At 60.9% G+C, this 20,538-nt stretch carries 21 protein-coding genes and 1 pseudogene; 5 read left to right on the top strand and 17 right to left on the bottom strand.

Annotation, left to right across the window (positions count from 1 at the left end; translation table 11 throughout):
- Positions 1-73 precede the first annotated feature (73 nt).
- The 13 genes from FOM02_RS46130 to FOM02_RS46070 all read right to left on the bottom strand — a co-directional run bounded on the left by FOM02_RS46130 (position 74) and on the right by FOM02_RS46070 (position 13,806).
- The gene (locus FOM02_RS46130; RefSeq protein ID WP_265441328.1) at positions 74-1,138 is read right to left on the bottom strand and encodes a UDP-glucuronic acid decarboxylase family protein; all 1,065 of its coding nucleotides are present in this window, start codon (positions 1,136-1,138) and stop codon (positions 74-76) included.
- Between the two features lie 12 nt (positions 1,139-1,150).
- Positions 1,151-2,275, bottom strand: coding sequence for a CgeB family protein (locus tag FOM02_RS46125; RefSeq protein ID WP_265441327.1), 1,125 nt, complete (start codon positions 2,273-2,275; stop codon positions 1,151-1,153).
- The gene (locus FOM02_RS46120) at positions 2,272-3,360 is read right to left on the bottom strand and encodes a CgeB family protein (protein ID WP_265441326.1); all 1,089 of its coding nucleotides are present in this window, start codon (positions 3,358-3,360) and stop codon (positions 2,272-2,274) included. Before FOM02_RS46120 ends, FOM02_RS46125 begins: the two co-directional genes overlap by 4 nt.
- Entirely contained in the window at positions 3,357-4,484 is a 1,128-nt protein-coding gene (locus FOM02_RS46115) for a CgeB family protein (RefSeq protein ID WP_265441325.1), read from the bottom strand. The genes FOM02_RS46120 and FOM02_RS46115 overlap by 4 nt, the downstream gene beginning before the upstream one ends.
- Entirely contained in the window at positions 4,481-5,563 is a 1,083-nt protein-coding gene (locus tag FOM02_RS46110) for a glycosyltransferase family 4 protein (protein ID WP_265441324.1), read from the bottom strand. Before FOM02_RS46110 ends, FOM02_RS46115 begins: the two co-directional genes overlap by 4 nt.
- A gap of 26 nt (positions 5,564-5,589) precedes the next feature.
- Positions 5,590-6,876 carry a TIGR04295 family B12-binding domain-containing radical SAM protein gene (locus FOM02_RS46105; RefSeq protein ID WP_265441323.1) on the bottom strand — a complete coding sequence of 429 codons (1,287 nt, stop codon included), beginning with the start codon at positions 6,874-6,876 and terminating at the stop codon, positions 5,590-5,592.
- A complete protein-coding gene (locus FOM02_RS46100; RefSeq protein WP_265441322.1) occupies positions 6,873-7,940 on the bottom strand; it encodes an NAD-dependent epimerase/dehydratase family protein in 1,068 nt (355 codons plus the stop codon). The genes FOM02_RS46105 and FOM02_RS46100 overlap by 4 nt, the downstream gene beginning before the upstream one ends.
- Positions 7,937-9,049, bottom strand: coding sequence for an NAD-dependent epimerase/dehydratase family protein (locus FOM02_RS46095; RefSeq protein WP_265441321.1), 1,113 nt, complete (start codon positions 9,047-9,049; stop codon positions 7,937-7,939). Before FOM02_RS46095 ends, FOM02_RS46100 begins: the two co-directional genes overlap by 4 nt.
- 222 nt (positions 9,050-9,271) lie before the next feature.
- Entirely contained in the window at positions 9,272-10,252 is a 981-nt protein-coding gene (locus FOM02_RS46090; RefSeq protein WP_265441320.1) for a beta-xylosidase, read from the bottom strand.
- A complete protein-coding gene (locus FOM02_RS46085; RefSeq protein ID WP_027561341.1) occupies positions 10,249-11,016 on the bottom strand; it encodes a TIGR04290 family methyltransferase in 768 nt (255 codons plus the stop codon). Before FOM02_RS46085 ends, FOM02_RS46090 begins: the two co-directional genes overlap by 4 nt.
- Entirely contained in the window at positions 11,013-12,113 is a 1,101-nt protein-coding gene (locus FOM02_RS46080) for a CgeB family protein (protein ID WP_265441319.1), read from the bottom strand. The genes FOM02_RS46085 and FOM02_RS46080 overlap by 4 nt, the downstream gene beginning before the upstream one ends.
- Positions 12,110-12,706, bottom strand: a complete 597-nt coding sequence (locus FOM02_RS46075; protein ID WP_265441318.1) for a histidine phosphatase family protein — start codon at positions 12,704-12,706, stop codon at positions 12,110-12,112. Before FOM02_RS46075 ends, FOM02_RS46080 begins: the two co-directional genes overlap by 4 nt.
- On the bottom strand, positions 12,706-13,806 hold the full coding sequence (locus FOM02_RS46070) for an inositol-3-phosphate synthase (RefSeq protein WP_265442280.1): 1,101 nt from the start codon (positions 13,804-13,806) through the stop codon (positions 12,706-12,708). The genes FOM02_RS46075 and FOM02_RS46070 overlap by 1 nt, the downstream gene beginning before the upstream one ends.
- Positions 13,807-14,119: 313 nt before the next feature.
- On the opposite strand from FOM02_RS46070, the gene FOM02_RS46065 reads away from it, so the two are divergent.
- Positions 14,120-14,407, top strand: coding sequence for a hypothetical protein (locus FOM02_RS46065; RefSeq protein ID WP_265441317.1), 288 nt, complete (start codon positions 14,120-14,122; stop codon positions 14,405-14,407).
- Positions 14,408-14,422: 15 nt separating this feature from the next.
- Positions 14,423-15,337: a hypothetical protein gene (locus FOM02_RS46060; RefSeq protein ID WP_035730410.1), complete on the top strand. Its 915-nt coding sequence runs from the start codon at positions 14,423-14,425 to the stop codon at positions 15,335-15,337.
- A gap of 5 nt (positions 15,338-15,342) precedes the next feature.
- Here the strand turns inward: FOM02_RS46060 and FOM02_RS46055 are convergent, their stop codons facing one another.
- Both FOM02_RS46055 and FOM02_RS46050 read right to left on the bottom strand, forming a co-directional pair.
- Entirely contained in the window at positions 15,343-16,119 is a 777-nt protein-coding gene (locus tag FOM02_RS46055; RefSeq protein ID WP_265441316.1) for a Crp/Fnr family transcriptional regulator, read from the bottom strand.
- Positions 16,120-16,322: 203 nt separating this feature from the next.
- Positions 16,323-17,925: pseudogene (locus FOM02_RS46050) on the bottom strand (alpha-amylase family glycosyl hydrolase).
- Between the two features lie 632 nt (positions 17,926-18,557).
- On the opposite strand from FOM02_RS46050, the gene FOM02_RS46045 reads away from it, so the two are divergent.
- The gene (locus tag FOM02_RS46045; RefSeq protein WP_027561334.1) at positions 18,558-18,767 is read left to right on the top strand and encodes a PRC-barrel domain-containing protein; all 210 of its coding nucleotides are present in this window, start codon (positions 18,558-18,560) and stop codon (positions 18,765-18,767) included.
- A 100-nt stretch (positions 18,768-18,867) separates the two neighbouring features.
- Here FOM02_RS46045 and FOM02_RS46040 read toward each other — a convergent pair whose 3' ends face one another.
- On the bottom strand, positions 18,868-19,101 hold the full coding sequence (locus FOM02_RS46040; RefSeq protein WP_265441315.1) for a hypothetical protein: 234 nt from the start codon (positions 19,099-19,101) through the stop codon (positions 18,868-18,870).
- Between the two features lie 241 nt (positions 19,102-19,342).
- Positions 19,343-19,558, bottom strand: a complete 216-nt coding sequence (locus FOM02_RS46035) for a hypothetical protein (RefSeq protein ID WP_027561333.1) — start codon at positions 19,556-19,558, stop codon at positions 19,343-19,345.
- Positions 19,559-19,789: 231 nt separating this feature from the next.
- On the opposite strand from FOM02_RS46035, the gene FOM02_RS46030 reads away from it, so the two are divergent.
- Positions 19,790-19,948 carry a hypothetical protein gene (locus FOM02_RS46030; RefSeq protein WP_265441314.1) on the top strand — a complete coding sequence of 53 codons (159 nt, stop codon included), beginning with the start codon at positions 19,790-19,792 and terminating at the stop codon, positions 19,946-19,948.
- A 174-nt stretch (positions 19,949-20,122) separates the two neighbouring features.
- Entirely contained in the window at positions 20,123-20,296 is a 174-nt protein-coding gene (locus FOM02_RS46025; protein ID WP_265441313.1) for a hypothetical protein, read from the top strand.
- Positions 20,297-20,538: the final 242 nt, after the last annotated feature.

Genomic DNA, 20,538 nt, shown 5'->3' with positions numbered 1-20,538 from the left:
TAGACGCAATCACGACGCACGACGAAGCCGGGATTTATTCGCGTGGCTCCCTTGGGAAAGAACAGCAAGGACCTCATTGCCCGGGATCGGCAATTCTCAACTGGCTGGCGCGTCGTCCAGCCCGGCGCGGCGCGACCGCGGGCACCAGTGCGGGTGTATCGCGGGCTATGCGTAAGGCGAAATAAGCAACCGTCGCCCGAAGACCGTCCTCCAGCGCCACACGCGGCCGCCATCCGAGTACTTGTGCGGCGGTATCGATGACTGGCTTGCGGCGCTTCGGATCATCCTTCGGAAGGGCCTGGAAACGCAGCGGCGAGATAGAGGCCGTGTGCCTCAGGACTTCACGGGCGATGGCTTCGATGGTGACCTCGTGCGGATTACCGAGATTGCAGGGGCCGGTCACCGAGGACGGGCTTTCCATCAGGAGCTGGAGCCCCCGCACGAGATCGTCGACAAAACAGAAACTCCGCGTCTGCGTGCCGGCGCCATAGATCGTGATCGGTTCGCCGCGGAGAGCCTGTACGATGAAGTTGGAGACGACGCGACCGTCGTTCTCCAGCATGCGCGGGCCATAAGTGTTGAAGATGCGGGCAATCTTGATTTCCGTCTGGTGCATGCGATGGTAGTCGAACAACAGGGTTTCAGCAGCGCGTTTGCCCTCGTCATAGCAGGCGCGCGGGCCGATCGGATTGACGTGGCCGAGATAGGATTCCGGCTGCGGATGGACCTCGGGATCGCCGTAGACTTCGCTTGTGGACGCTTGAAGGACGCGAGCGCCCTTTTGGCGTGCAAGCTCGAGGATGTTGATGGTGCCGAGCACGCATGTCTTCATCGTTCCGACCGGATCTCTCTGGTAATGCCTGGGCGAAGCAGGACAGGCCAGGCTGTAGATTCGATCGATGTTGTCGTCGATTTGGATAACGTCGCGCACGTCATGCTCGATGAAACGGAAATTTGGGTGGTTCAGTAGCGGCCTGACATTGTCGATCGACCCTGTAAACAGATTGTCGAGGCAGATGACGTTGTTTCCACGTTGCAAGAGCGCGTCGCAGAGATGCGAGCCTATGAAACCTGCGCCACCGGCGATCATCACAGTCGGAGAGCGGCGGGAAGCGTGGATGGGGGCCTGTAATGTCATGATGTGTTTCTTTCAGAGTTCGGCGACCTGCGCGGAGCGTGCAGCGGGGACGCCCATCGGCTTGCAGCGCCGCCGCGCGGTTGCCTCGGTATAGTATGTCTCCAACTGGCGAGCCCGATGACCTGAAGTGTGATTTGCGAGGATGCGCTGCCGCGCCTTCTCGGCGATTGCGCGCCGTCGGTCCTCTGGCATGTCCCGCAGAATTTGGATGACGTCCCGGGGGGTAGATGCCAGCAGGATTTCCTGCGACGGCTCGAAGACCGTCTCGATGCCCGGCCATCGATCGGAAATCACGGGGGTGCCGCAGGCAGCTGCTTCGAACAGGCGAACGCTCGGCGAGAAACCCAGCGTGCGCATGTCGGCGCGTGTCGCATTGAGGGTGAACCTTTGTTCGGCATAGAACTTCGCATGCTGTTGAGGCGCTAGGTGATCGATGCGCTGGACGTTGTCAGGCCAGCGGATCTGCTCGGGGTATTGCGCTCCGGCGACGACGAATTGTTCCGGGAAGAGTTCCCTTGCTGGGGCGAACAGCAACTGTTCGATGGTCGGTTGTCGATCCTCGCTGTAGGTCCCGAGATAGCCGAGCATCCATCTCGCCTGCGCCTGCTGCGGCTTGTAGGTTTCGTTGTCGGCGCTGCAATAGAGCACGCGCGCCAGGGGGCTGCCGTAACGTTCCTCAAGCATTGCGGGAACAGGGCCGCCGCTAAAGGACAGATAAAGGTCGAAGCGAGGAATCATCGCCGCGGAGAGATAATCGAGGCCGCCGTCGAGCTTCGCGAGCGTGACTGGCGTGTCGATATCGTAGAACGCCTTGATGCCGCGTGCGTAAGAGGTAATCCACTCTGAAATTGCAATGCCGTCGGGCACGTAGGAGCCTACGATCACCAGATTGGCATCGCGGATCAGCTGGCCGAAACGCTGGGGGATATCCCTCAGCGATTGATAAAGCTCCACGCGCCAGGACGATGGCTTGTCGAGATCGCGGTGCGCACGATACCACGGAACGTCGCGCTCCAGGAAGGTGATCTGGTGGCCTCGCCGTGCGAGGGCCTCGATCAGGGCACGATAAGTCGTAGCGTGACCATTGCCCCATGATGACGTGACCGAGAGACCGACGACGACGATGCTGAGATTCATTCTGCTGCCTCGATACGCGAGCTGCTTCCGACAAAGAGTTCGTTGAATTGGCGCGCCCGGTGCCTATAGGTGTGTTCGCTGAGAATGCGGGCGCGGGCGCGGGCGGCTATCGCAGCAGCGCGATCGACGCTGAGTTCGCTCATATGGTGGGCAACCGCCGCTCCGTTCGAAGCCACCAGAACCTCGCGGTCCGGATCCAGGAAATATTCGATCCCGTCCCACTGATCGGTGATCAGGCAGGCGCCTGCGCCGATCGCCTCGAACACCCGTGTCGGCGGCGAGAAGCCGAAACGCGCCATGCTGTCGCGGTTGACGTTGAGTGTCGCAAGACCGGAGCTGAAGAAGGCGTTGTGCTCGCCGGTGCCTACATGGCCCACCTTGCGGATGTTGCGGGCGGTGTCCTTGGTCTCCCAGCCGGAACCGCCGAGAGTGAATGTCTTGTTCGGCAGCTCGCGTGCGACATCGAGGAAGAAGCGTTCAACGCGCTGCTCGCGATCCGGCAGGCGATTGGCCAGTAGGCTGAGATCGCAGGAAAAGCCAGGTTTCGGTGGGGAAGGAAAATGCGTCTCGGGATCGAGGGCGTTGTAGATCGGCACGCAATCCCGCGCGCCCATGGCGCGATAGGCCGAGATGACGGACTCGCCTCCGCCGTAAGTCAGGACGATATCGTAGGAAGGAATTGCGCGTCGCAAATGATGCCCGGCATCGCTCATCATGGCTTCGAGCGTGGCCGGGGCGTCGACATCCCAATAAATACGCATTGTTCGGGAGGACATGGCAGCAACTGCCTCCTCCAGCTCCTGATCGAAGACACCGACGCCACTGGCTTTAATCAGCATTTCACCGGATCGCGCCGCTGCCTCGAGTGAGCCGCGCCAACCATCTGGTGTCGCTGGATAGACGACGACCGTAGCCCAATCGGGATCGGAGATGTCGCGATGGGCCTGACGCTCGAAAGCATCGGGCTCGAAGAAGGTGATGTCGTGGCCGAGCGCAGCGATCTGTTTGAGCATGCCGCGATAATAGGTAGCGGCACCGTTCCAGTAGGACGAGACCAGGCTGGATCCGAAGAAGCAGATCTTCATGCAGAGGCTCCAATGTATCGCAGGGGCCGTGACGAGACATCGGAGGCGCGAATGTCCTCAACAATGTCCACGAGCTGTTGCGCGCGATGAAGGCAGGTATGACGCTCCCGTATCGCCTTAAGGCCAGCCTCGGCCATAGCGGACGACAATTCCCTATCGTCGAGAACGGCGCGGAGCGCCCGCTTCATTTCCATGCCGTCCGCGGCCTTGAGATAAGTGTCTTCGGGAAATAGGCCTTCGGCGTCGGACCAGGGCGCTGAAACCATGGGAATCCCGCAGGCGAGCGCCTCGAACACACGGATAGTCGGTATGCCCGGAAGTGATCGGACATAGGGCCCGCGTGGAACGTGGACGGTGGCACACGCCCCGGCAAAGGCGACTGGAGCCCAGTGCGCCGGAAGCCAACCGCCATATCGGATGCCGGCCGCCTGAATGGCATGGAGAGCCGGCTCCGAATAGCGAACGCCGTACACGTTCGCGCGCAGATTTAGCTCGGCAACAGGTTCGACCAGAAATTCGTTGAGCTCGACGCTGCGCTCGCCATCCCCCCAATTGCCGATCCAGACCAGATCGTCGGTGCGTTCGACGCTTGGCAAGGGATGATACATCGCGATGTCGGCGCCCTCGTGCCACGTATAGGCCCGATCACCCCAGCCCAGCTGGATATAAATCTGGCGAAGCACCTCGCCAAACGCGAGCACGCCGTCGAAGGCGTCGAGGTCGAATTGGGCGAGTTCGTCCGGTGCGGTGATCGCACGGTGGTGGGTGTCGTGGAACAACAACGTAAACCGCGAGCCGTGTGCGCGCCGGTATCCGATTTGCTCGATCACATCAGGCGAATTCCACTCGTGGACGATGACGAGGTCGGCTCCATCCAGTGCCTCGTCGAAGTCGAGGCAGCTGTCATAGCGGCGAATGGCAACGCCCGGGAAAAGATCGCCGACGTCCTGGATCGCTTCGCGGCTCTCGCGGATGGCGTTCAGCCGGCTCCAGCCGTCGATGGGCTCGAACACGATGACCTCATGGCCGAGCGCGCTGAGCTCGCGCGCATAACCGCGAAGGAAATGCGCGTTGCCGTTGTTCCAGCAGGAGGTGAACGCATGGTAAAACAGGACGCATTTCATGCGCGCACCTCGATCGGCATGGCCGGCGCATTCGTCTGGCGGGACTGCAGAAGGTCTTTGTAGAGGCTCAGATACGCTTCCGTCGTCCGCGGCAACGCGTAGGAGAGCGAATGCTCATAGGCTGCGCCTTGCAGGCGCACCCTGGCGGCAGTATCGGTGCAGAGACCGTCCAGAATTTGATGCAATGCCTGGCTATCTTGCGGATCGAAAAACACCGCGGCGCCGCTCCATAATTCCCGGAATGTTGGGATGTTGGACAGCACCAGCGCGCAGCCGGCTGCAGCCGCCTCGAGAACCGAAAGGCCGAACGGTTCATACAGCGCCGAGCTGACAAAGATCGCCGCACGCTGGAGACGTGCGCGCAGATCATAGTGCGAGATTTGCCCAAGCCATTCGACACTGTTCGGCATGTTCGCGCCGCCGGCGCCTGCCACGTGGACCGGCCATTGCAGCCCTGGTGCGGCTGATGTCAGGGTCTCGATATTCTTGCCGCGATCCCACAGCCGACCGGCCGCAAGGATCTGATCGCGCTTTCGGCCGCCGAGAGCCCGCGATACGATCCCGTTCCAGATCACGACACCCGGCGTGTGAGGGCGATAGATATCGGTGATGTCATCGTGAAAGGACTGACTGGGGGTGACCCAGACCTGGGTCTTATCGAGCGCTGTGGCCACCCGTTCCGTGTAACGCGTCCACATGGGTTCATTCAGCCAGACCGTATCGCGACAGGCCAGCGCCCAGGAGTTCACACAGGAATGCGCCACGACAATCGTCGGTGCGTGCCAGAGAAAGGTCGCTTCCCGGAAGCTGTTGAGATGAATGATGTCGGGCCTGACCCGCGCCTCGAGCGCGGCGAGGACGCGTCGCGCTTCGTCTATATCTCGGCCTTCCGGATCTTGCCATTCAAGCGCGAGGTCAGTCTCCATCAGGCGCACCGGCGAGCCCTTGAGTATCGCCCGCTGCTCGGGACGCGCCCGAGGGCCGATCGTCACAAGGGTGACGTCGCCACCGGAGCGGGCAAGATTCGTGGCGAGCGCGCATGAGTAGGTCCATACGCCGCCAACCGTATCGGTCGTCATCAGGAGTCTGATTCTCGATGTTGGCCTCATGAGGCCACCTGAAGCTCGAGTGCGTCGAGCGGCACCGGGCGTTCGTTCTGCACGTCACTGAACTGGTCAAACATCCCGAGATAGTGCCGATGTGCGCGCTCCCAGGCGAAATCATCGGGCTCGCCCCATAGCTTTCGATAGTCCGGCGATCCCGGATAGGGATAAAGCGGGACGGGATCGTTGGCCCAGATGCCGGCATCCTGCATTTTTGTGCGCCAACGCTGCACGACGGGGTCGTCATCTTCAGGCACCTCGATCAGATTGGCTTGCACGAACGGAACGTGACGGCGGGCCTCGACAAGCCGATCGGCGAGCTGATCAGTGCTCATCTTGCAGTTCTTCGCCAGCGCAGCGCGGCCTTCGACCGTGAGGCTTTCAATTCCGGCCTCGATCGATACACAGCCGGCGCGACCGAGCAGAGCGAGCATGTCCGGCTTCCAAAGATCGATCCTCGTCTGCACGCCGAATTTAAGACCGCGCTGGCTCAAGCCTTCCAGCAGCTCGTGATTGGGAAGAAAGATCTCGTCGATGAAGTAGACATATTCGATGCCCTGCCGATGCAGGCGATCGACCTCGTCAAGAATAATGGCGGGCGGCCGTTTGCGGTAGGCGTTGCGGAAGTTCTCCTTGGCGCAGAACGTGCAGTTGTAGGGGCATCCCCGCGACGCTTCGACTTCCGCGCCGGGGCCGACAGGGGCGGCCTCGAAGCGGTGATGGTGGTGATGATGGCGCCGGATCATCTCGTCCGGCCAGTCGAGAGCCGGCTGATCTTTGAACCCGGCGCCCTGCGGGCCGCCATTGACCCGGACGGAAGCCCCGTCCGCAAAGCACAAGCCGGGAAAATCCCGCTCGCCGTTGGCCAGGCGGAGCAAGGACGCCTCACACTCACCCATGACGACGACGTCAACGCCGAGCTTCCTCAGTGCAGCCCGCGGGGTCGTCGATCCATGCGGGCCAACTGCGACCAGCACAGGCGCAAGATCCCGCACTGCCAAAGCAAGCGCCTGCGGAACGCGGAGCTCCGGGGGGGCGCAGCGCCAAAACAGATAGGTCGGTGCCGTGGTGATGACGATCATGTCGGGCCCGAAGTTGTGCAGCTCTGCTTCGATGTCGCGCGGCGACAGCTCGAACATGTGGGCATCGAGTAGCAGCGTTGAGTGCCCAGCCGCTTTCAGGTGCTGTGCAGTAATCCCAAGCTCGAGCGGCAGGTGAGGGGACCGGCAGCCGAAATAGATGCTGCCGGCATAATCCCAGTTCGGGTTGATGAGGGCGGCGCGCGTCATGCCAGAGCCTCGCGGCTGTCATGTTCTGTGCCGAAGCGGCCGCTTAGCCAGGCGTGAAGCGAGTGAAGACCCTCTGCGAGTGGGATTTGCGGGGTCCAGCCCAGCGCTGTGGACAGGGCGCGCGTATCAGTGACGTACCAGGGCTGATCGCCCGGACGCCAATCGGCAAAGCAGTATGAGATTTCGCGGCCGGTCAGCTCGGAGATCTGGTCGATCAACTCGCGAAGGCTGACGGCGTTGGCCGGTCCGCCGCCGAGATTGAACACCCGTCCACATGCGAGCCCGATCCGGTCGAGCGCCGCGAGCCAGGCTGCAACGGCATCTGACACATGCAAGGCGTCGCGAACCTGGTAGCCGTCACCGTAGATCGTTAGCGGCTTGCCGCGGATGGCGCTCAGCAGGAAATGCGCGACCCAGCCCTGGTCCTCGGTGCCGAACTGCCGCGGCCCATAAATGCAGCTCATGCGCATCACCACCGTCCGCAGCCCAAACACCCGCGCATAGTCATGGACATATTGGTCAGCGGTGCCCTTGGAACAGCCGTAAGGGCTATAGAAATCGAGCGGTGCGTTCTCGGAGATTCCGTCCACCAGCAGGGCGCCGGTCGGCGTGTACCGGCGGCCGGCGAGTGCGATCTCGCTGTCTTCGATGAGGCGGCCATAGACCTTGTTGGTGGAGGCAAACATGACGGGCGCGGTGTTGTTGTGCAGCCGAACGGCTTCCAGCACGTTCAGGGTGCCACGCGCGTTGATCTCGAAGTCGGCGGCCGGGTCGCTCACGCTGTCCGTTACGGCGACTTGGGCCGCCAGATGCAGCACGGCCCGGGCGTCACGCACGGCATCGATGACCGGGATCGGCTCACGGATATCTGCCACCGTGATAGTGATGAGATCACCGTGCCTGGATTTCAGCCATTGTGCGTTCTCGCGCACGCCGGCGCGGGCCAGATTATCCAGCACCAGCACGCGCTCACCGCGTACCGCCAGGCGATCGGCAAGATTGCAGCCGATGAACCCGCAGCCGCCGGTGATCAGGACGGGCCTGTTGTCTCGCTGTTCCATCATGCGACCAATCCTCGCTGCAGCAGTTCGTTGGTCGCTCGTTCGGCTTGGTCGTCGGCGATCTGGTCGGCGAGATATGCGGCGAGCTCTTCAAGGCCGTCCTTGAACGCGATGTGTGGTTCTAAACCGAGCAGGTCGCGCGACTTGCCGATGTCCGCGAAGCAGTGCCTGATATCACCGGCGCGAAATTTTCGCGTGATCTCGGGTTTGATGTCGCGGCGGCCCATCACATCAGCGAGGTCCTCCGCGACCGACAGAATCGTCCGGCTTTGGCCCGAGCCCACATTGAACACGTTCTGCGCATGCTCTGTCTCCAGCGCGATGCGGCAAGCGCGGGCGACGTCATGTACATGGACGAAATCGCGTCGCTGCTCGCCGTCTTCAAAGACGAGCGGAGGACGTCCGTTGAGCAGTCGGGCCGCAAAGATCGCAAGCACCCCGGTGTAGGGATTGGATAGGGCCTGGCGTGGACCAAACACGTTGAAAAAACGTAGCGCGAGGGTCGGAATGCCGTAAGCCTTGCCGGTGATCAGGCACATGCGTTCCTGCGCAAACTTGTTGAGCGCATAGACCGAGCTCAGCGATGGGCTCTTGGTCTCCGGCGTAGGTACGGGCTCAAGTAGTTCACCGCTTGCATCGCGAAGATCCCATTCGCCTCTGCGGAGCCGCTCTACGGACCGTTCTCCGCCGTCGACAACGCTCTGATCGTGCGTGCGGTAAAGACCTTCGCCGTATATGCTCATGGACGATGCGACTACGAGCCGCTCAACCGGATGCCTCGAAAGGGCCTGCAATAGCACTGCGGTGCCAAGCTCATTCGTCCTGACATACGGTTCGATGTCGTACATGCTCTGGCCGACGCCGACTGCGGAGGCGAGATGCAGGACCATATCCGTGCCTCGCAGCGCCTGCTCGACGATGTTGGCCTCCGTGACGTCGCCGACGAGGAGTTCAGCTTCCCGCGCGAGGTAGGCAGGGCGTTGGCAGTCGCTGCCATGGACCTGCGGAGAAAGGTTGTCCAGAATTCTCACATCGTAACCGGCAGCGAGCAGTGCGTCTGTTGCGTGTGAGCCGATGAATCCTGCGCCGCCGGTAATCAATACTCGCGCCATTCCGACTTCCGTACCGTTGCTGGACCGATCCAGAGGATCGGCCGATGATGGGAGCTGAGGTGCGCGGTTGATGGTGTCGAAAGACGCGCGCCGGCCAGGTTTGGAGTCAGAAGCGATGCGAGGTATGTTCGTTCCCTCGCATTGTACAAACAATAATTTCGCTAACCTGTATCAATAACCTGGGTGAATTGCGACTCGTCGTCGAAAAATCGAAGCCGTCGGCTAAGCGGTTCGGGAGTCGCTCGAAAGATTGGATCGTCTAGTCGCTTGTTTCGCAGCTGGCGCGAATGGGCGTTGGGAAGCGGCTATGCCAGTCTGCGCACAGTAGCGGTCGACCATCTGCGCACAGAAATCGGCAAACTCATTCACGTCGCGGGGCGGGCTGGTGTGATGTGGCTCGATGCCGCGATGCTCGGGCGTAAAGCAGAAAGTAACAGTCACCTGAAATTCCGCCAAAGCGTCCATCTGGCGGTCGAACCAGTCGAGTGCATTGGGACGAAAACTGTCGGCCCAAGACAGGCCGGTCCGGAGATGAGTGACGCCTAAACGACGCATCCACTGCACGGCGCTATCGAGGCGGTGATCTTCAAAGTGAAACCACTGACAAAGCCCCATGGCATTGGCGTATTCCTCGAAAAGTGCCGCTGCGGCCTTCGGCGAGCCGTCCTCGCGCAGCAGACCCATATGGAAATGCCGGTAATAGGACGATCCCTCGGCCTCCTTGTGCCGCGTTGTGGCTTCCCAGGTGGAGGGAAGATCATAAAGACTATACCAATAAATGCGCGGTGCCCGCTCGATCAGGAGCTCGGCAGTGCGCTCTAAGCCCCAGGCCTGCACTTCTTCGGCGCCGAAGGATGAGACGCCGACCTCCGTGACCCAGACGGGCAGCGAGGTTGCAGCCTTGATCTCGTCGATCTTGGCCGGCCACTCGCCGATCTGCCAGAGGTTCCAGTCTAGCGGAAATCCGTGAACGGCGACCGCATCGAAGTGATCGAGGACGCCCCGCGCCTGCATATTGCGGATGAAGGACGGATCGATCGGCGACATACCGCCGAGCACGCGAGATAACGCGGGTCGTGCGCCGCAGATCGCCTTGCCCGCCGCAATGGCGAGGTTCGCAAATTGGGCCCAGTCCGGATCGAGCATGATGTCCCAATGCGACTTGTTGTTCGGCTCGTTCCAAATCTTTGCTGCCTCGATCATCGCTCGATCTCCCCAAGCGGATGGGCTGATCCGTTGCACGGCGGACGTTCCGAACGCTTGCACAGATAAACTTCGTCTTCCGGATGCGCTGCGATGGAAAAGCCGGCGCTCCGCAACATAGCCTCGACGCAGGCCCGGTTGGGCACCCACCAGTTGGTGGGGTCGTCCGCGTATTCATTCTCGATGAAATGAAGCTTTGGATACCCGGAGGAGTCGAACTGGTCCGTGGTCCAAAAGTCGTAGTTTTCGCCAATGGCGTCGATGTGGGCGCCGCCTCGCTGCATGGATTGAAACAGCAGGAGATCACGGGCGACATGCTCGTGGATGAGGTCGAGTGCAAGCAGCGGGTGTCGCAGATGGTAGAGCACGCCCATAAAGATCACGAGGTCGAATGTCTCTCCGAGCTGTCCGATATCGTATGTGGACATTTTGCGAAATTCGATGCGGAGCCCGTTCACTTCGGCGGCAAAGCGCGCTTGGGCGAGATAGGCTTCGTCGGTATCCAGGCCCAGGACGCGTTCGGCGCCGCGCCGCTTCATCTCCATGGCGTAAAAACCCGCGTTGCAGCCGATATCGAGCACGGATTTGCCCTCAAGCCGTTCCGGAACCACGCTGGAGAAGTGGCGCCATTTCACCGTGGGATAGTCGCCAAGGAAATGCGATGGAGCAGTCCGAATACCGTCGAGATCAAGATTGTGGAACCAGGGTCCCAGATCGTCGACGCGCCGGCGGATTTCGTCCTTCGAAATAAGTCTTCGGTTCACGCAGTCGCTCCATCGCTCGTGAGTGCGCGCGGCCGTGCCTGTTCGATCAGGCTGACGAGTTCCGAGGCGCGTTTGTCGGAGGTATGTTGACTGAGGGTTCGCGCACGCGCCCGTCTCGCCATGCGCTGGAGTTCGGCGTCGGTCAGCGTCAGCGCGGAGAGCGTATCGCCGGCATCGTGCGCGAGCATGATTTCGTCGCCTGGCGCAAAAAAGTCGCTGATGCCGGACCAGTCGTCGGTCAGAAGTGGAGATCCGCAAGCCGCAGCTTCAAACAGCCTGCCCGAGGGACACCATCCTGCCTCGGCCATCGCCTTGCGCGTCACGTTCAGTGTCATGCGGGACGAAGCGAAGAACGACGCATGCTCTGATGGGGGCAGGTGGCGAACAAAGTAAATATTAGAAGACCAGGGGAAATCGTCCGGATATTGCGCTCCGGCGATCAGGAAGCGCAGGTCCTGCCGGGTATGGGCCGCGTCCACGAGGAGAGCCTCGAGTGCAGGTTGGCGATCCCTCGAATACGTGCCGAGGTAGGAGAGATCGCCCCGATATTGCGGCTGAGAAGCCGCTGGCCGGTGGATGTCGGTGTCGACGTGATTGTAGAGCGGCCGGACCTCGCGGGCCCCAAGGATGCGCCGGAAATCGTCCTGGACCCTGGGGCCACCCGCGAAGCTCAGGACGAGATCGAAGTCTGAGAGGCCGCGCGAGCCGATGTAGGGGACTGGATCACCTGCCTTTACCCGGGCGAGCGTCACGGAGGTGTCGAGGTCGTAGAAGATGGAAACGGCGCGATGTTCCGAGCAGATGAGGTCCGTAGCTGCGACGGCATCAGGGCAATAGGAGGTGACGATGGCGGCATCGGCCTCGCGAACGTGCCGGCGTGCGGAGGGGGATATCTCATCCCAGGACGCGAATAGTTCGAGACGACCCGAAGGCAGCTCGGCCAAGTCTCTTGTGTCGGCATAATAGGGCACGTCGCGCTCGAAGAACACGATCGTATGTCCAAGCCGCGCGAGATGCTTGCAGAGGCCGCGCCAGAGGGTGGCGTGACCATTCCCCCAGGAAGAGGAGATCGTGAGCCCGAATATGACGATCTTCACGCCGGCACCCGCTGATTGATCGTCGTGACGCTAAATCCGCGGTCATCGGCGCTGAGGGTACTGACGCTGGCCGGGTCAATCTCTGTCGACAGAAAGTCGTCAAGCCGCATGCGCGCGTAATGAAGCAGCGCCGCGCGGATCGGCTCGGCATGACTGACGGCGATCACGATGCCGGCAAGAGGATCATTGCGCAGCTGCTCCAGATGGTTGACGACGCGACTTTGCAGAGACCGCATGCTTTCGCCACCTGGCGGACGAGCGCTGCCACGACGTGTGTTCCAGTGTGACCATTGCGGATCATCGTGAAGATCGGCGAAGGAGCGGCCGGTCCATTCGCCATAGTTGAGCTCGTCAAGGGCGGGGACGATCTCGATCGGCAACCGGAAGTGGGCCGACAGTATGGAGGCGGACTGCAGGCAGCGCCGCCTCGGGCTTGATTGAATCAGGGATGGTCGCGGGCTGATGTTGGGTGCGCAACGTGCGATTTCTTCGGAACCGATCTCGTCCAGCGTGACGCCGTCCATTCGGCCGCACAGGGTGCGGCCGAGCAATGCGTGGTGGCCGTGGCGGACAAGATGAACGACACTCGCCATCAGGCGTACGCCTTGTCGTCGATGAAGGCGCGGGTGCGGCGGGCAGCCTCTTCATCGGTGAATTGCTGAGGCGGCGACTTCATGAAGTAGCTGGACGGGCCGGTGAGCGCACCGGCAAGGCCCCGATCCATCGCCAGCTTGGCGCAGCGAACGGCATCGATGACGACCCCGGCCGAGTTCGGGGAATCCCAGACTTCGAGCTTGACCTCGGCGCTCAGGGGGACGCCACCGAAGGTCGTGCCCTCCAGCCGGATGAAGGCCAGTTTGCGGTCGGTGAGCCAGGGCACATGGTCGCTTGGCCCGACATGGATGTTGTCGGGGTCCATGGGGACATCGAACTGGCTGGTCACGGCCTGGGTCTTGGAAATCTTCTTCGATGCGAGCCGCTCGCGCTCTAGCATGTTCTTGAAATCGGTGTTGCCGCCGACATTGAGCTGATAGGTGCGGTCGAGCCGGACGCCGCGATCGCGGAACAGGTTCGCGAGCATGCGATGCAAGATGGTTGCTCCAACCTGACTTTTGATGTCGTCACCAATGATGGGCAAGCCGGCATCCTCGAAGCGCTGTCGCCATGCCGGATTGGAGGCGATAAACACGGGAATGCAGTTGACGTAGCCGCATCCAGCTTCGAGCGCGCGCGCCGCATACCATTCGCTGGCCTGTTGGGCGCCGACCGGCAGGTAGGACACGAGCACGTCCGTTCTGGACGATGCGAGCACCTCCGAGACGTCGGCTTCCGGGACCGCGGCGATTGGCACGTCATCTTTGAGGTAACGACCGATGCCGTCGAGGACAGGGCCGCGCTGCACGGTCACGCCGGTGGGCGCAACCTCGGCAAAGCGACGCGTATTGTTCGGCCTCGCAAAGATCGCGTCGGCCACATCGTGTCCGACCTTGTCAGCGTTGACGTCAAAGGCGGATGCAATCTCAATGTCGCTGATGTGATAACCGCCGAGATCGACGTTCATCAGCCCAGGCACCGGTTCGTTGGACTTGGCGTTGCGATAGTAGGTGAGCCCCTGGACGAATGAGCTTGCGCAATTACCGACGCCGACGATACCGACGCGCGCGCGCCTTTTGTCCTTAAGAGGAGAATGCATCGTTGAAGCCTCCGGAAGCCGTGTGCAGGTAAGTAGGTCGGCGAACGTGTGGTAGGTATGTTCGTTCCAGCGTCGGAGACGACCGCAGCTCGCGCCGCGCAAATCCTTGAGCGATAATTCGATAGGCTTAACCTGCGATAGAATCTCCGGCTGCAAAGCCGGAACGATCTTCTTGGATGAAGATGAAGAAGATGCTGGTTGGCTCGTTCGCCGAAGGCTGAAGCCTTGAAGAACAAATTCCGATCCTCTGCGTTCTGGCGGATGACGGATGCGATGGCGATCATCGCCCGATCCTAAGCAAGCGAGGTTCGAGATGACGTCGAGGACGCAGAACAGCGAAGCGCAGCAGACCACCGATCACGATATCATCAGGAAGTGGACCGAGGAGCGCGGCGGCAAACCCGCAACCGTCAAGGCAACCGAGGAGGACGGCCATGCGGGCATCCTGCGCATCGATTTCGATCCGCCCGACGAAGGACTGGAGCGCATCGACTGGGAGGAGTTCTTTACCAAATTCGACGAGAGCGATATCGCGTTCCTTCATCAGGAACGGACCACGGACGGCAAGCTGAGCCGCTTCCACAAATTCGTCCGCCCCTGATCGCGGCGCACCGACGTGACAAACGGCTGGGTCGATGCTATGCGGGCCGGCGATTTCGCACGCGCCTGGGTCATCAACGACCGTGATTTGGCGCAGCTCGCGCTTCAGCCCAAGCATACGGGACCGCGTCACCTCCAGCGGATCTGGCGCGGGGAGCCGCTTGCCGGCAAGCGTGTCCTTGTACGCTGCTATCACGGGCTCGGCGACACGATCCAGTTCCTTCGCTTCATGCGTCCGCTGCGCGACACGTCACGCCATGTGACGGTCTGGTGCCAGCGAGAATTGCTGCCTCTGGTCGAGCGCAGTCCTGGTGTTGATCGCGCAATCGCACTTCATGACGGCGCGCCGGAGACCGGCTTCGACGTCGATATCGAGATTATGGAGGTGCCGCATGCCATCAAGGCGACCCGCAAGCAGGTCGTGACAATTGCACCCTATGTGACCCTTCCGCCGAGCGAGATACCGGAATGCATCGGAGGCGAGGGCCTGTCGGTCGGCCTGGTCTGGGAGGTCGGCGCCTGGGACAAGCGGCGATCCATTCCGTCCGCGTTGCTGCATCGCCTCTCCGTCACCGGGGTGACGCTTTACTCACTTCAACTGGGGGCGCAGCAGAGCGATCTAGCCAAGGTTGGCGCGCGCGATGTCAGCACGCCCGATATCATTTCGCTGGGTCATCGCCTCCGGCGGCTTGATCTCGTCATCTGCGTGGACACCATGGTCGCACACCTTGCCGGAGCCATTGATTGCGAAGCCTGGATCTTGCTGCATTCCGATTGCGATTGGAGGTGGCCCCTGTCTGGCTCTCGGTCGCTTTGGTATCCAAACCTGCGTCTGTTTCATCAGACTAAGCCTGGCGAGTGGGAACCCGTCATCAAGAAGGTGGCAGAGTGCCTGGAAAATCGGGCCGGACTATCACCCGGTACTGCGTGAGACGGTCAAGCCATTTCGACCTCGGCAGACGTCAGCCTCGATTGGGTGGATGGCTGGTCGCGGTGACGAATACCAAGATAGGTCGGATCGAATCCGGCAAGACGAACCAGCCCCCGCCAATCGGTAATGGTCAAGATCTTGCCCTGCCATTGCAGCAGCCGTGCGCGACGCAGCTCCTGAAGGGTGCGGTTTGCATGAACGGGAGAGATGCTGCAGGCGGCAGCCAGATCTGACTGGGTGAATGGCGACGACAATTTCAGATCCTTCGCGAGTCCGACATTTTGCAAGCGCACCGTGATCTCGCAGATCAAATGTGCGACGCGGGTCAGGGCATCGCGGCTGCCGAGGTTGACTGCCCAGTTGCGTTGCATGGCATGGTCGGCGAGCAGCATCAGTAGAAGCGCGCGCGACATGGCAGATGAGCGCTCAGCAAGGTTCCTCAGGAATCGATGCGGCACGAAGGCAACGATGGCCGGTCCCAGCGCGATCAGATTTCCGACGACGCGAGATTGGTGAAGCGAGTGGAGATCGGCAATATCGCCGGGGACGGCGATCGACGTAATTTGCCCTTCGGTACTGCCGCTGTCCTGCCAGGAGAGGTAGCCCTGAAGCAGCAGGCAGCAATGTGTCGGGTCATCGCCGTGGCGCAGGACCGCCTGATGGGAGTTGAAGTGCGCAATTGTGCTCGGCATCTCCGCCAGGAGAGCGAGGTCGTCGCTACTCAGGTCACACAGACTCGCCAAGCGGTCGGCGAGCTTGGAGAAGGAAAAGCCTGCCTGCATTTGTCGTCCGATCGCCCGCGGCCCAGATGCACTCTGACACCAAAAGCCAGCCGAGACATTAACCCTTGATACATTCGCATCATTCGCGCAGCGAAGCGTCGATACATGCGATGAGGAGATGAAACGTGGGACTTCGCCGAACCTCTGCTGCTCGCCGCAGCCTCGGCGTCTGTCGGGAATGAACGCCGGAGCGCGGTTGGTTCCTACGCTCGCTCATTCACGGCCCCGACCGCGATGATCATGCCTTCGTTGCCACGGAGCAGGATCGAGCTATGCGGGATGAGTTCGGACGGGCGGTCAAGATGCGTCGAGAGCAGCAGGCGGCCATGCCCCCGCAATGACCATTTTCGCGGCTCGGCGGCGATGTTGAGCGCGACAATCAGCTCCTGCTCGCCCTGAGTGCGCGCAAAGGCAAGTACGTCATCTTGCGATCGGATAGGCCGGTAGCGACCGTCTCGCAAGCCCGCGTGCTCACGCCGAAGTGCGATCAAGGCGCGAAACAGCGCGAGGATCGATCGATCGTCGCGCTGCTGCCCGGCCACGTTGGCCATGCTGACCGGACCGAGAGGCAGCCATGGCTCGCCGTTGGTGAAGCCACCTTTGGCGCTGTCGTCCCAGCGCATCGGTGCCGCTCGGGATCGCGGCAAAGATCGTAGCCGGGTACAAGCTTCTCGAAGGGATCGCGGACACGTTCGGGCGGGATAGGAACACGTTTCCGGCCGATCTCATCTCCCATGTAGAAAAACGGCGTTCCCCACAGTGTCATCAGCAGCATCGCCAGCACACGCATCTGCGGCTCGCCGAGCTTGCTGGCAATTCGTTGTTTGTCGTGGCCACCGATGACCCACACCGGCCAGGCGTGTTCTGGCAGTGCGTTGAAATAGGCATCGATCGCCGCCTGGAGCGACAACGCGTCCCAGGGTGTATCGAGCAAGGCGAAGTGAGCGGCAGATGCAGGCGCGGTCGCTTCGTGCCGTAGAAGTGTCCGATTCGATCGATTTTTCCCTGGACCTCGCCGCACAACAGCCGTCCCGGATAGTCGTCGATCACGCCGCGGATGAATTCGATACACTGCATCGTCTCAGGCCGGTCGTCGGTGAAGACAGGCGTCTGTCGCTGTGGCGGCGGCTTGCCGTGCGCCTGCGGGTTCGGCGGATTGTCACGCAGATACCGATCCTTGATCAGAACCGCACTGGCGTCGACCCGAAAGCCGTCGACGCCTCGGTCGAGCCAGAAGCGCATCACATCGGCGATGGCTTCGCGCATTTGCGGGTTGCGCCAATTGAGGTCGGGCTGCTCGACTAGGAAGGAATGATAGTAGTATTGCCGCCGCGCTTCGCACCATTCCCACGCGCTGCCCCCAAAGCGGCTCAGCCAATTGTTGGGCGGACCGCCATTGTCGGCCGCATCGACCCAGATGTACCAGTCGGCTTTAGCGCTGTTGGAGGAGTTGCTGCTGTCGACGAACCAAGCGTGATCGTCGGCGGTGTGATTGGGGACGAGGTCGACGATGAGTTTGATGTCCCTGGCATGGAGCGCGGCCAGCAAGCGATCGAATTCGCCGAGGTCTCCAAAGGCGGGGTCGATGGCGCAGTAATCGGAGATGTCGTAGCCGAGATCGCGAAACGGACTTTTGTAGATCGGCGTCAGCCAGACCGCATCGACACCGAGCCAGGTCAGATAATCGATACGGGACATCAGCCCGGCGATGTCGCCCTTCCCGTCATCGTTTGAATCCTGGAATGACACGAGCGCGATTTCGTAGATCACCGCAGATTGCCACCAGGCCTTTCCATCACCGGCCATCCGATCGTTCCCGCTAATTCCATAGTACCGACGCGCCTGAGCAGCAGGAGTTCCTATGCCATGCGACTCGCCGTCAGCCCTGCCGTCGAGCAAGCGCGCCACCATGGCTGGGAGTGTCGGGCGGACGAAACACCAAAGGTCAGGTCAATCCGGCGGTCTAGAAATATTATCATTTCCGAAATTCGGAAATATAGTATGTGTCGCGACAGCCTGGCCCATGGAAGAGGGGCGACGCGGGCCGGGCGGCGGTGGACGTGGGTCACATCGGCGCGAACAGCTTCGCAGGGCGGGAAACTGAGCGAGACCATCGCGCATACGACCGGTGTACTGCGTACGGCAAAATAGTGTGGTCCTTTCCGCCAGCTCTTTCTTTGCTGGTTGAAAGCAGATCAAGCGATTGAAATAAAAAGCGTATTTCTGCTGTTGCAGAGGGGCAAGAGGCCGGGCCTAAACCTGCTGGGCCCTATTAGGCCCTATTTCACAAATGAGGGGCGCGACTGCCTTGCATCCCCCCGGGGTAGCCGAAGTGCTGCGTTGCCGTGGGGTACCGGTGGCTCAGTTGTTCGTTCGGAACGCGGCCCAATCTGACCAGTTTGCAATCTGCACCGTCGCTGTAGGACGAGGCTCAGGCAATGCCCCGAGCTAAAGCGCATGCCGCCGCCATCCTGCGGGAATATCACCAAGCCGAGGCGGAATTGATCGGCAAGGCAGTCGTGCTCACGGACGGCAAGGCGGGGACCGTCGAGGGATTATACTTGGACGAGGCACACGGTTTGCGTCTTTCCGTAGCGGGCCATCCCGGCAAATGGCCTGTGTCGACAATCAAGCTGGTGGCAAAGTGATAGGCTCACCGAGGCGGCCTCAATGGACCTCCGCCGCTGCACGCGCCCATAAGGCAATCATCAAGACGCTAGCCAATGGTGATGCCAGCACGCCCCGGACCTATAGGCATTCGTTCAGGTCTGATTTTAGTTCGCGAAGGATCAGATCGCGGTGCACGACGAATTGCACTTGCGTGCGGAGAAAGGTGTCCAAGAGTGCGCGGGCCAGAGTTACGTCATACCCCTGATTTTCAAAGTCTTCGATACGCTGCTCTTGGTCGGACACGTTCTGCTCGCCACGCAACACGTGACGCTCGGCTTGTTCTAGATGTTGAAGTTGGCGGGATCGATCCATCGGCTCCTCCCGACAGGCGGGAGCACAAGCTGTCTCTCAGCCACCGACGCCTACGAGCCGAGCCTTTGTCGGTGATGTGTGAACTATAGACTAGTTGGCGGCTTATTTCCGTCGTGGGAGCACATTTAATCCAGGCTGCCGCGAACGGGCTTTGCCTTGGGAACGCGCGCTCAATTGACGAGACTGAGAGCACGCGATCTTGCGGGCAAATAAGTGCCATCACAATGAAAGACGAGGAAGCTTACTCTTGCGTCCTGTCCTGCCCTTGCTCTGAACAGGAGCCGAGGACTTTGAACGACTGCTCCAAGACGATTTGGGACTGTTTAACCGCTGCGCGGGTCTGCTCAAGCGCTCGCTGCGCTCGTTCATAGGCCAGCTTCGCCGCTTTGATCTGTTGCCGTATCGCGAAGCGATAATTCGGTTCATTGGGGGAATGGGCTTGTTGGCGATCTTGCATGAAAGTCTCCCTCGCGCTTGCGGGTCCTAATCCGCATGGTTCAGCACCGACGATTACGTAGCAAAGTGCAGGGAGCGGCGAAACGTTCCCTGTGGTGCAGCGCACAAACGGAACCTCACGGCCTTCAATGTCCCCTCAGCCACTACTGCGCGCGCAAAGGACGACCCATGCTAGAAAACGGTGCACACCGTCAGCATGAGCGATCCGTCTAATTCCCACGCACAGACTGCCATGCAGCTCTTGGTCTGGGCCCTGGAGGAAATCGAAAAAGCTGGCAACATGGAAGCCGCACAACACGCGCGAAGCGCATTAGATGCGATCCGTAAGAGCATGCAGCCGGACAAATTAGCCGCGCGCCGCATCACGGAACCTGACGCAAAACCAAAGTAGGCCACCGCGTTTCGGCAATTCATTTGGCGGATGTAGCTCTGAGGATCGTAGCCACTCGCTCACGTGAGAGCCGGTCTCAGCCTGTCGCCTCGAAAAGAACGCAAGAGAGGCCGGGAAAACAAGGTAAGCTTGCCCTGTTGCTGCTCTTTCCCGATCTGCGTGGAGTAAGGTCGCATGGACGTCATGGAGCAAGTTGACATCGAGGCGGCGGCGGATACCCCTCCAAAAGCGACCGAAGACATCGCTATTGACGTGGCTTTCGGCGCAAGCGTGCTGGTTGCGATGGCTGGCTGGCTCTACATTTTAAGCCGGGGCGCGCTCCTCGCAATAAGCTGGATTATTGGTTGATCATTCTCGCGTCCGATTTTGCCAAACTTTCCCGTTGGCAGCGTAAGGTAACGAATTTGAAGTTTAACCCAGGTACGACGGAGCTTCACTCGGTGCCGAAGGCCCGCCGCGAGATATTGCCGTGTCTCCAGAATGCGAAGACGCATTAGCTGCTCTCCTCCGGGAGATCGAAGCCAAGCAACTCCGTGTCAAAGATCAGGCCGTCTTGATTGAGGTTCTTGATCACGACGGACACGCCGTGG

The organism is Bradyrhizobium sp. SEMIA, from assembly GCF_014844175.1.
Lineage (GTDB): Bacteria > Pseudomonadota > Alphaproteobacteria > Rhizobiales > Xanthobacteraceae > Bradyrhizobium > Bradyrhizobium arachidis.
This window is presented reverse-complemented; position numbering and strand designations above follow the sequence as displayed.

What these genes read in the sequence shown, in the direction of transcription:
- FOM02_RS46130 (WP_265441328.1), bottom strand. Translation starts at nt 1,138, where the DNA reads ATGACATTACAGGCCCCCATCCACGCTTCCCGCCGCTCTCCGACTGTG.
- FOM02_RS46125 (WP_265441327.1), bottom strand. Translation starts at nt 2,275, where the DNA reads ATGAATCTCAGCATCGTCGTCGTCGGTCTCTCGGTCACGTCATCATGG.
- FOM02_RS46120 (WP_265441326.1), bottom strand. Translation starts at nt 3,360, where the DNA reads ATGAAGATCTGCTTCTTCGGATCCAGCCTGGTCTCGTCCTACTGGAAC.
- FOM02_RS46115 (WP_265441325.1), bottom strand. Translation starts at nt 4,484, where the DNA reads ATGAAATGCGTCCTGTTTTACCATGCGTTCACCTCCTGCTGGAACAAC.
- FOM02_RS46110 (WP_265441324.1), bottom strand. Translation starts at nt 5,563, where the DNA reads ATGACGACCGATACGGTTGGCGGCGTATGGACCTACTCATGCGCGCTC.
- FOM02_RS46105 (WP_265441323.1), bottom strand. Translation starts at nt 6,876, where the DNA reads ATGACGCGCGCCGCCCTCATCAACCCGAACTGGGATTATGCCGGCAGC.
- FOM02_RS46100 (WP_265441322.1), bottom strand. Translation starts at nt 7,940, where the DNA reads ATGATGGAACAGCGAGACAACAGGCCCGTCCTGATCACCGGCGGCTGC.
- FOM02_RS46095 (WP_265441321.1), bottom strand. Translation starts at nt 9,049, where the DNA reads ATGGCGCGAGTATTGATTACCGGCGGCGCAGGATTCATCGGCTCACAC.
- FOM02_RS46090 (WP_265441320.1), bottom strand. Translation starts at nt 10,252, where the DNA reads ATGATCGAGGCAGCAAAGATTTGGAACGAGCCGAACAACAAGTCGCAT.
- FOM02_RS46075 (WP_265441318.1), bottom strand. Translation starts at nt 12,706, where the DNA reads ATGGCGAGTGTCGTTCATCTTGTCCGCCACGGCCACCACGCATTGCTC.
- FOM02_RS46070 (WP_265442280.1), bottom strand. Translation starts at nt 13,806, where the DNA reads ATGCATTCTCCTCTTAAGGACAAAAGGCGCGCGCGCGTCGGTATCGTC.
- FOM02_RS46065 (WP_265441317.1), top strand. Translation starts at nt 14,120, where the DNA reads ATGACGTCGAGGACGCAGAACAGCGAAGCGCAGCAGACCACCGATCAC.
- FOM02_RS46055 (WP_265441316.1), bottom strand. Translation starts at nt 16,119, where the DNA reads ATGCAGGCAGGCTTTTCCTTCTCCAAGCTCGCCGACCGCTTGGCGAGT.
- FOM02_RS46045 (WP_027561334.1), top strand. Translation starts at nt 18,558, where the DNA reads ATGCCCCGAGCTAAAGCGCATGCCGCCGCCATCCTGCGGGAATATCAC.
- FOM02_RS46040 (WP_265441315.1), bottom strand. Translation starts at nt 19,101, where the DNA reads ATGGATCGATCCCGCCAACTTCAACATCTAGAACAAGCCGAGCGTCAC.
- FOM02_RS46035 (WP_027561333.1), bottom strand. Translation starts at nt 19,558, where the DNA reads ATGCAAGATCGCCAACAAGCCCATTCCCCCAATGAACCGAATTATCGC.
- FOM02_RS46030 (WP_265441314.1), top strand. Translation starts at nt 19,790, where the DNA reads ATGCAGCTCTTGGTCTGGGCCCTGGAGGAAATCGAAAAAGCTGGCAAC.
- FOM02_RS46025 (WP_265441313.1), top strand. Translation starts at nt 20,123, where the DNA reads ATGGACGTCATGGAGCAAGTTGACATCGAGGCGGCGGCGGATACCCCT.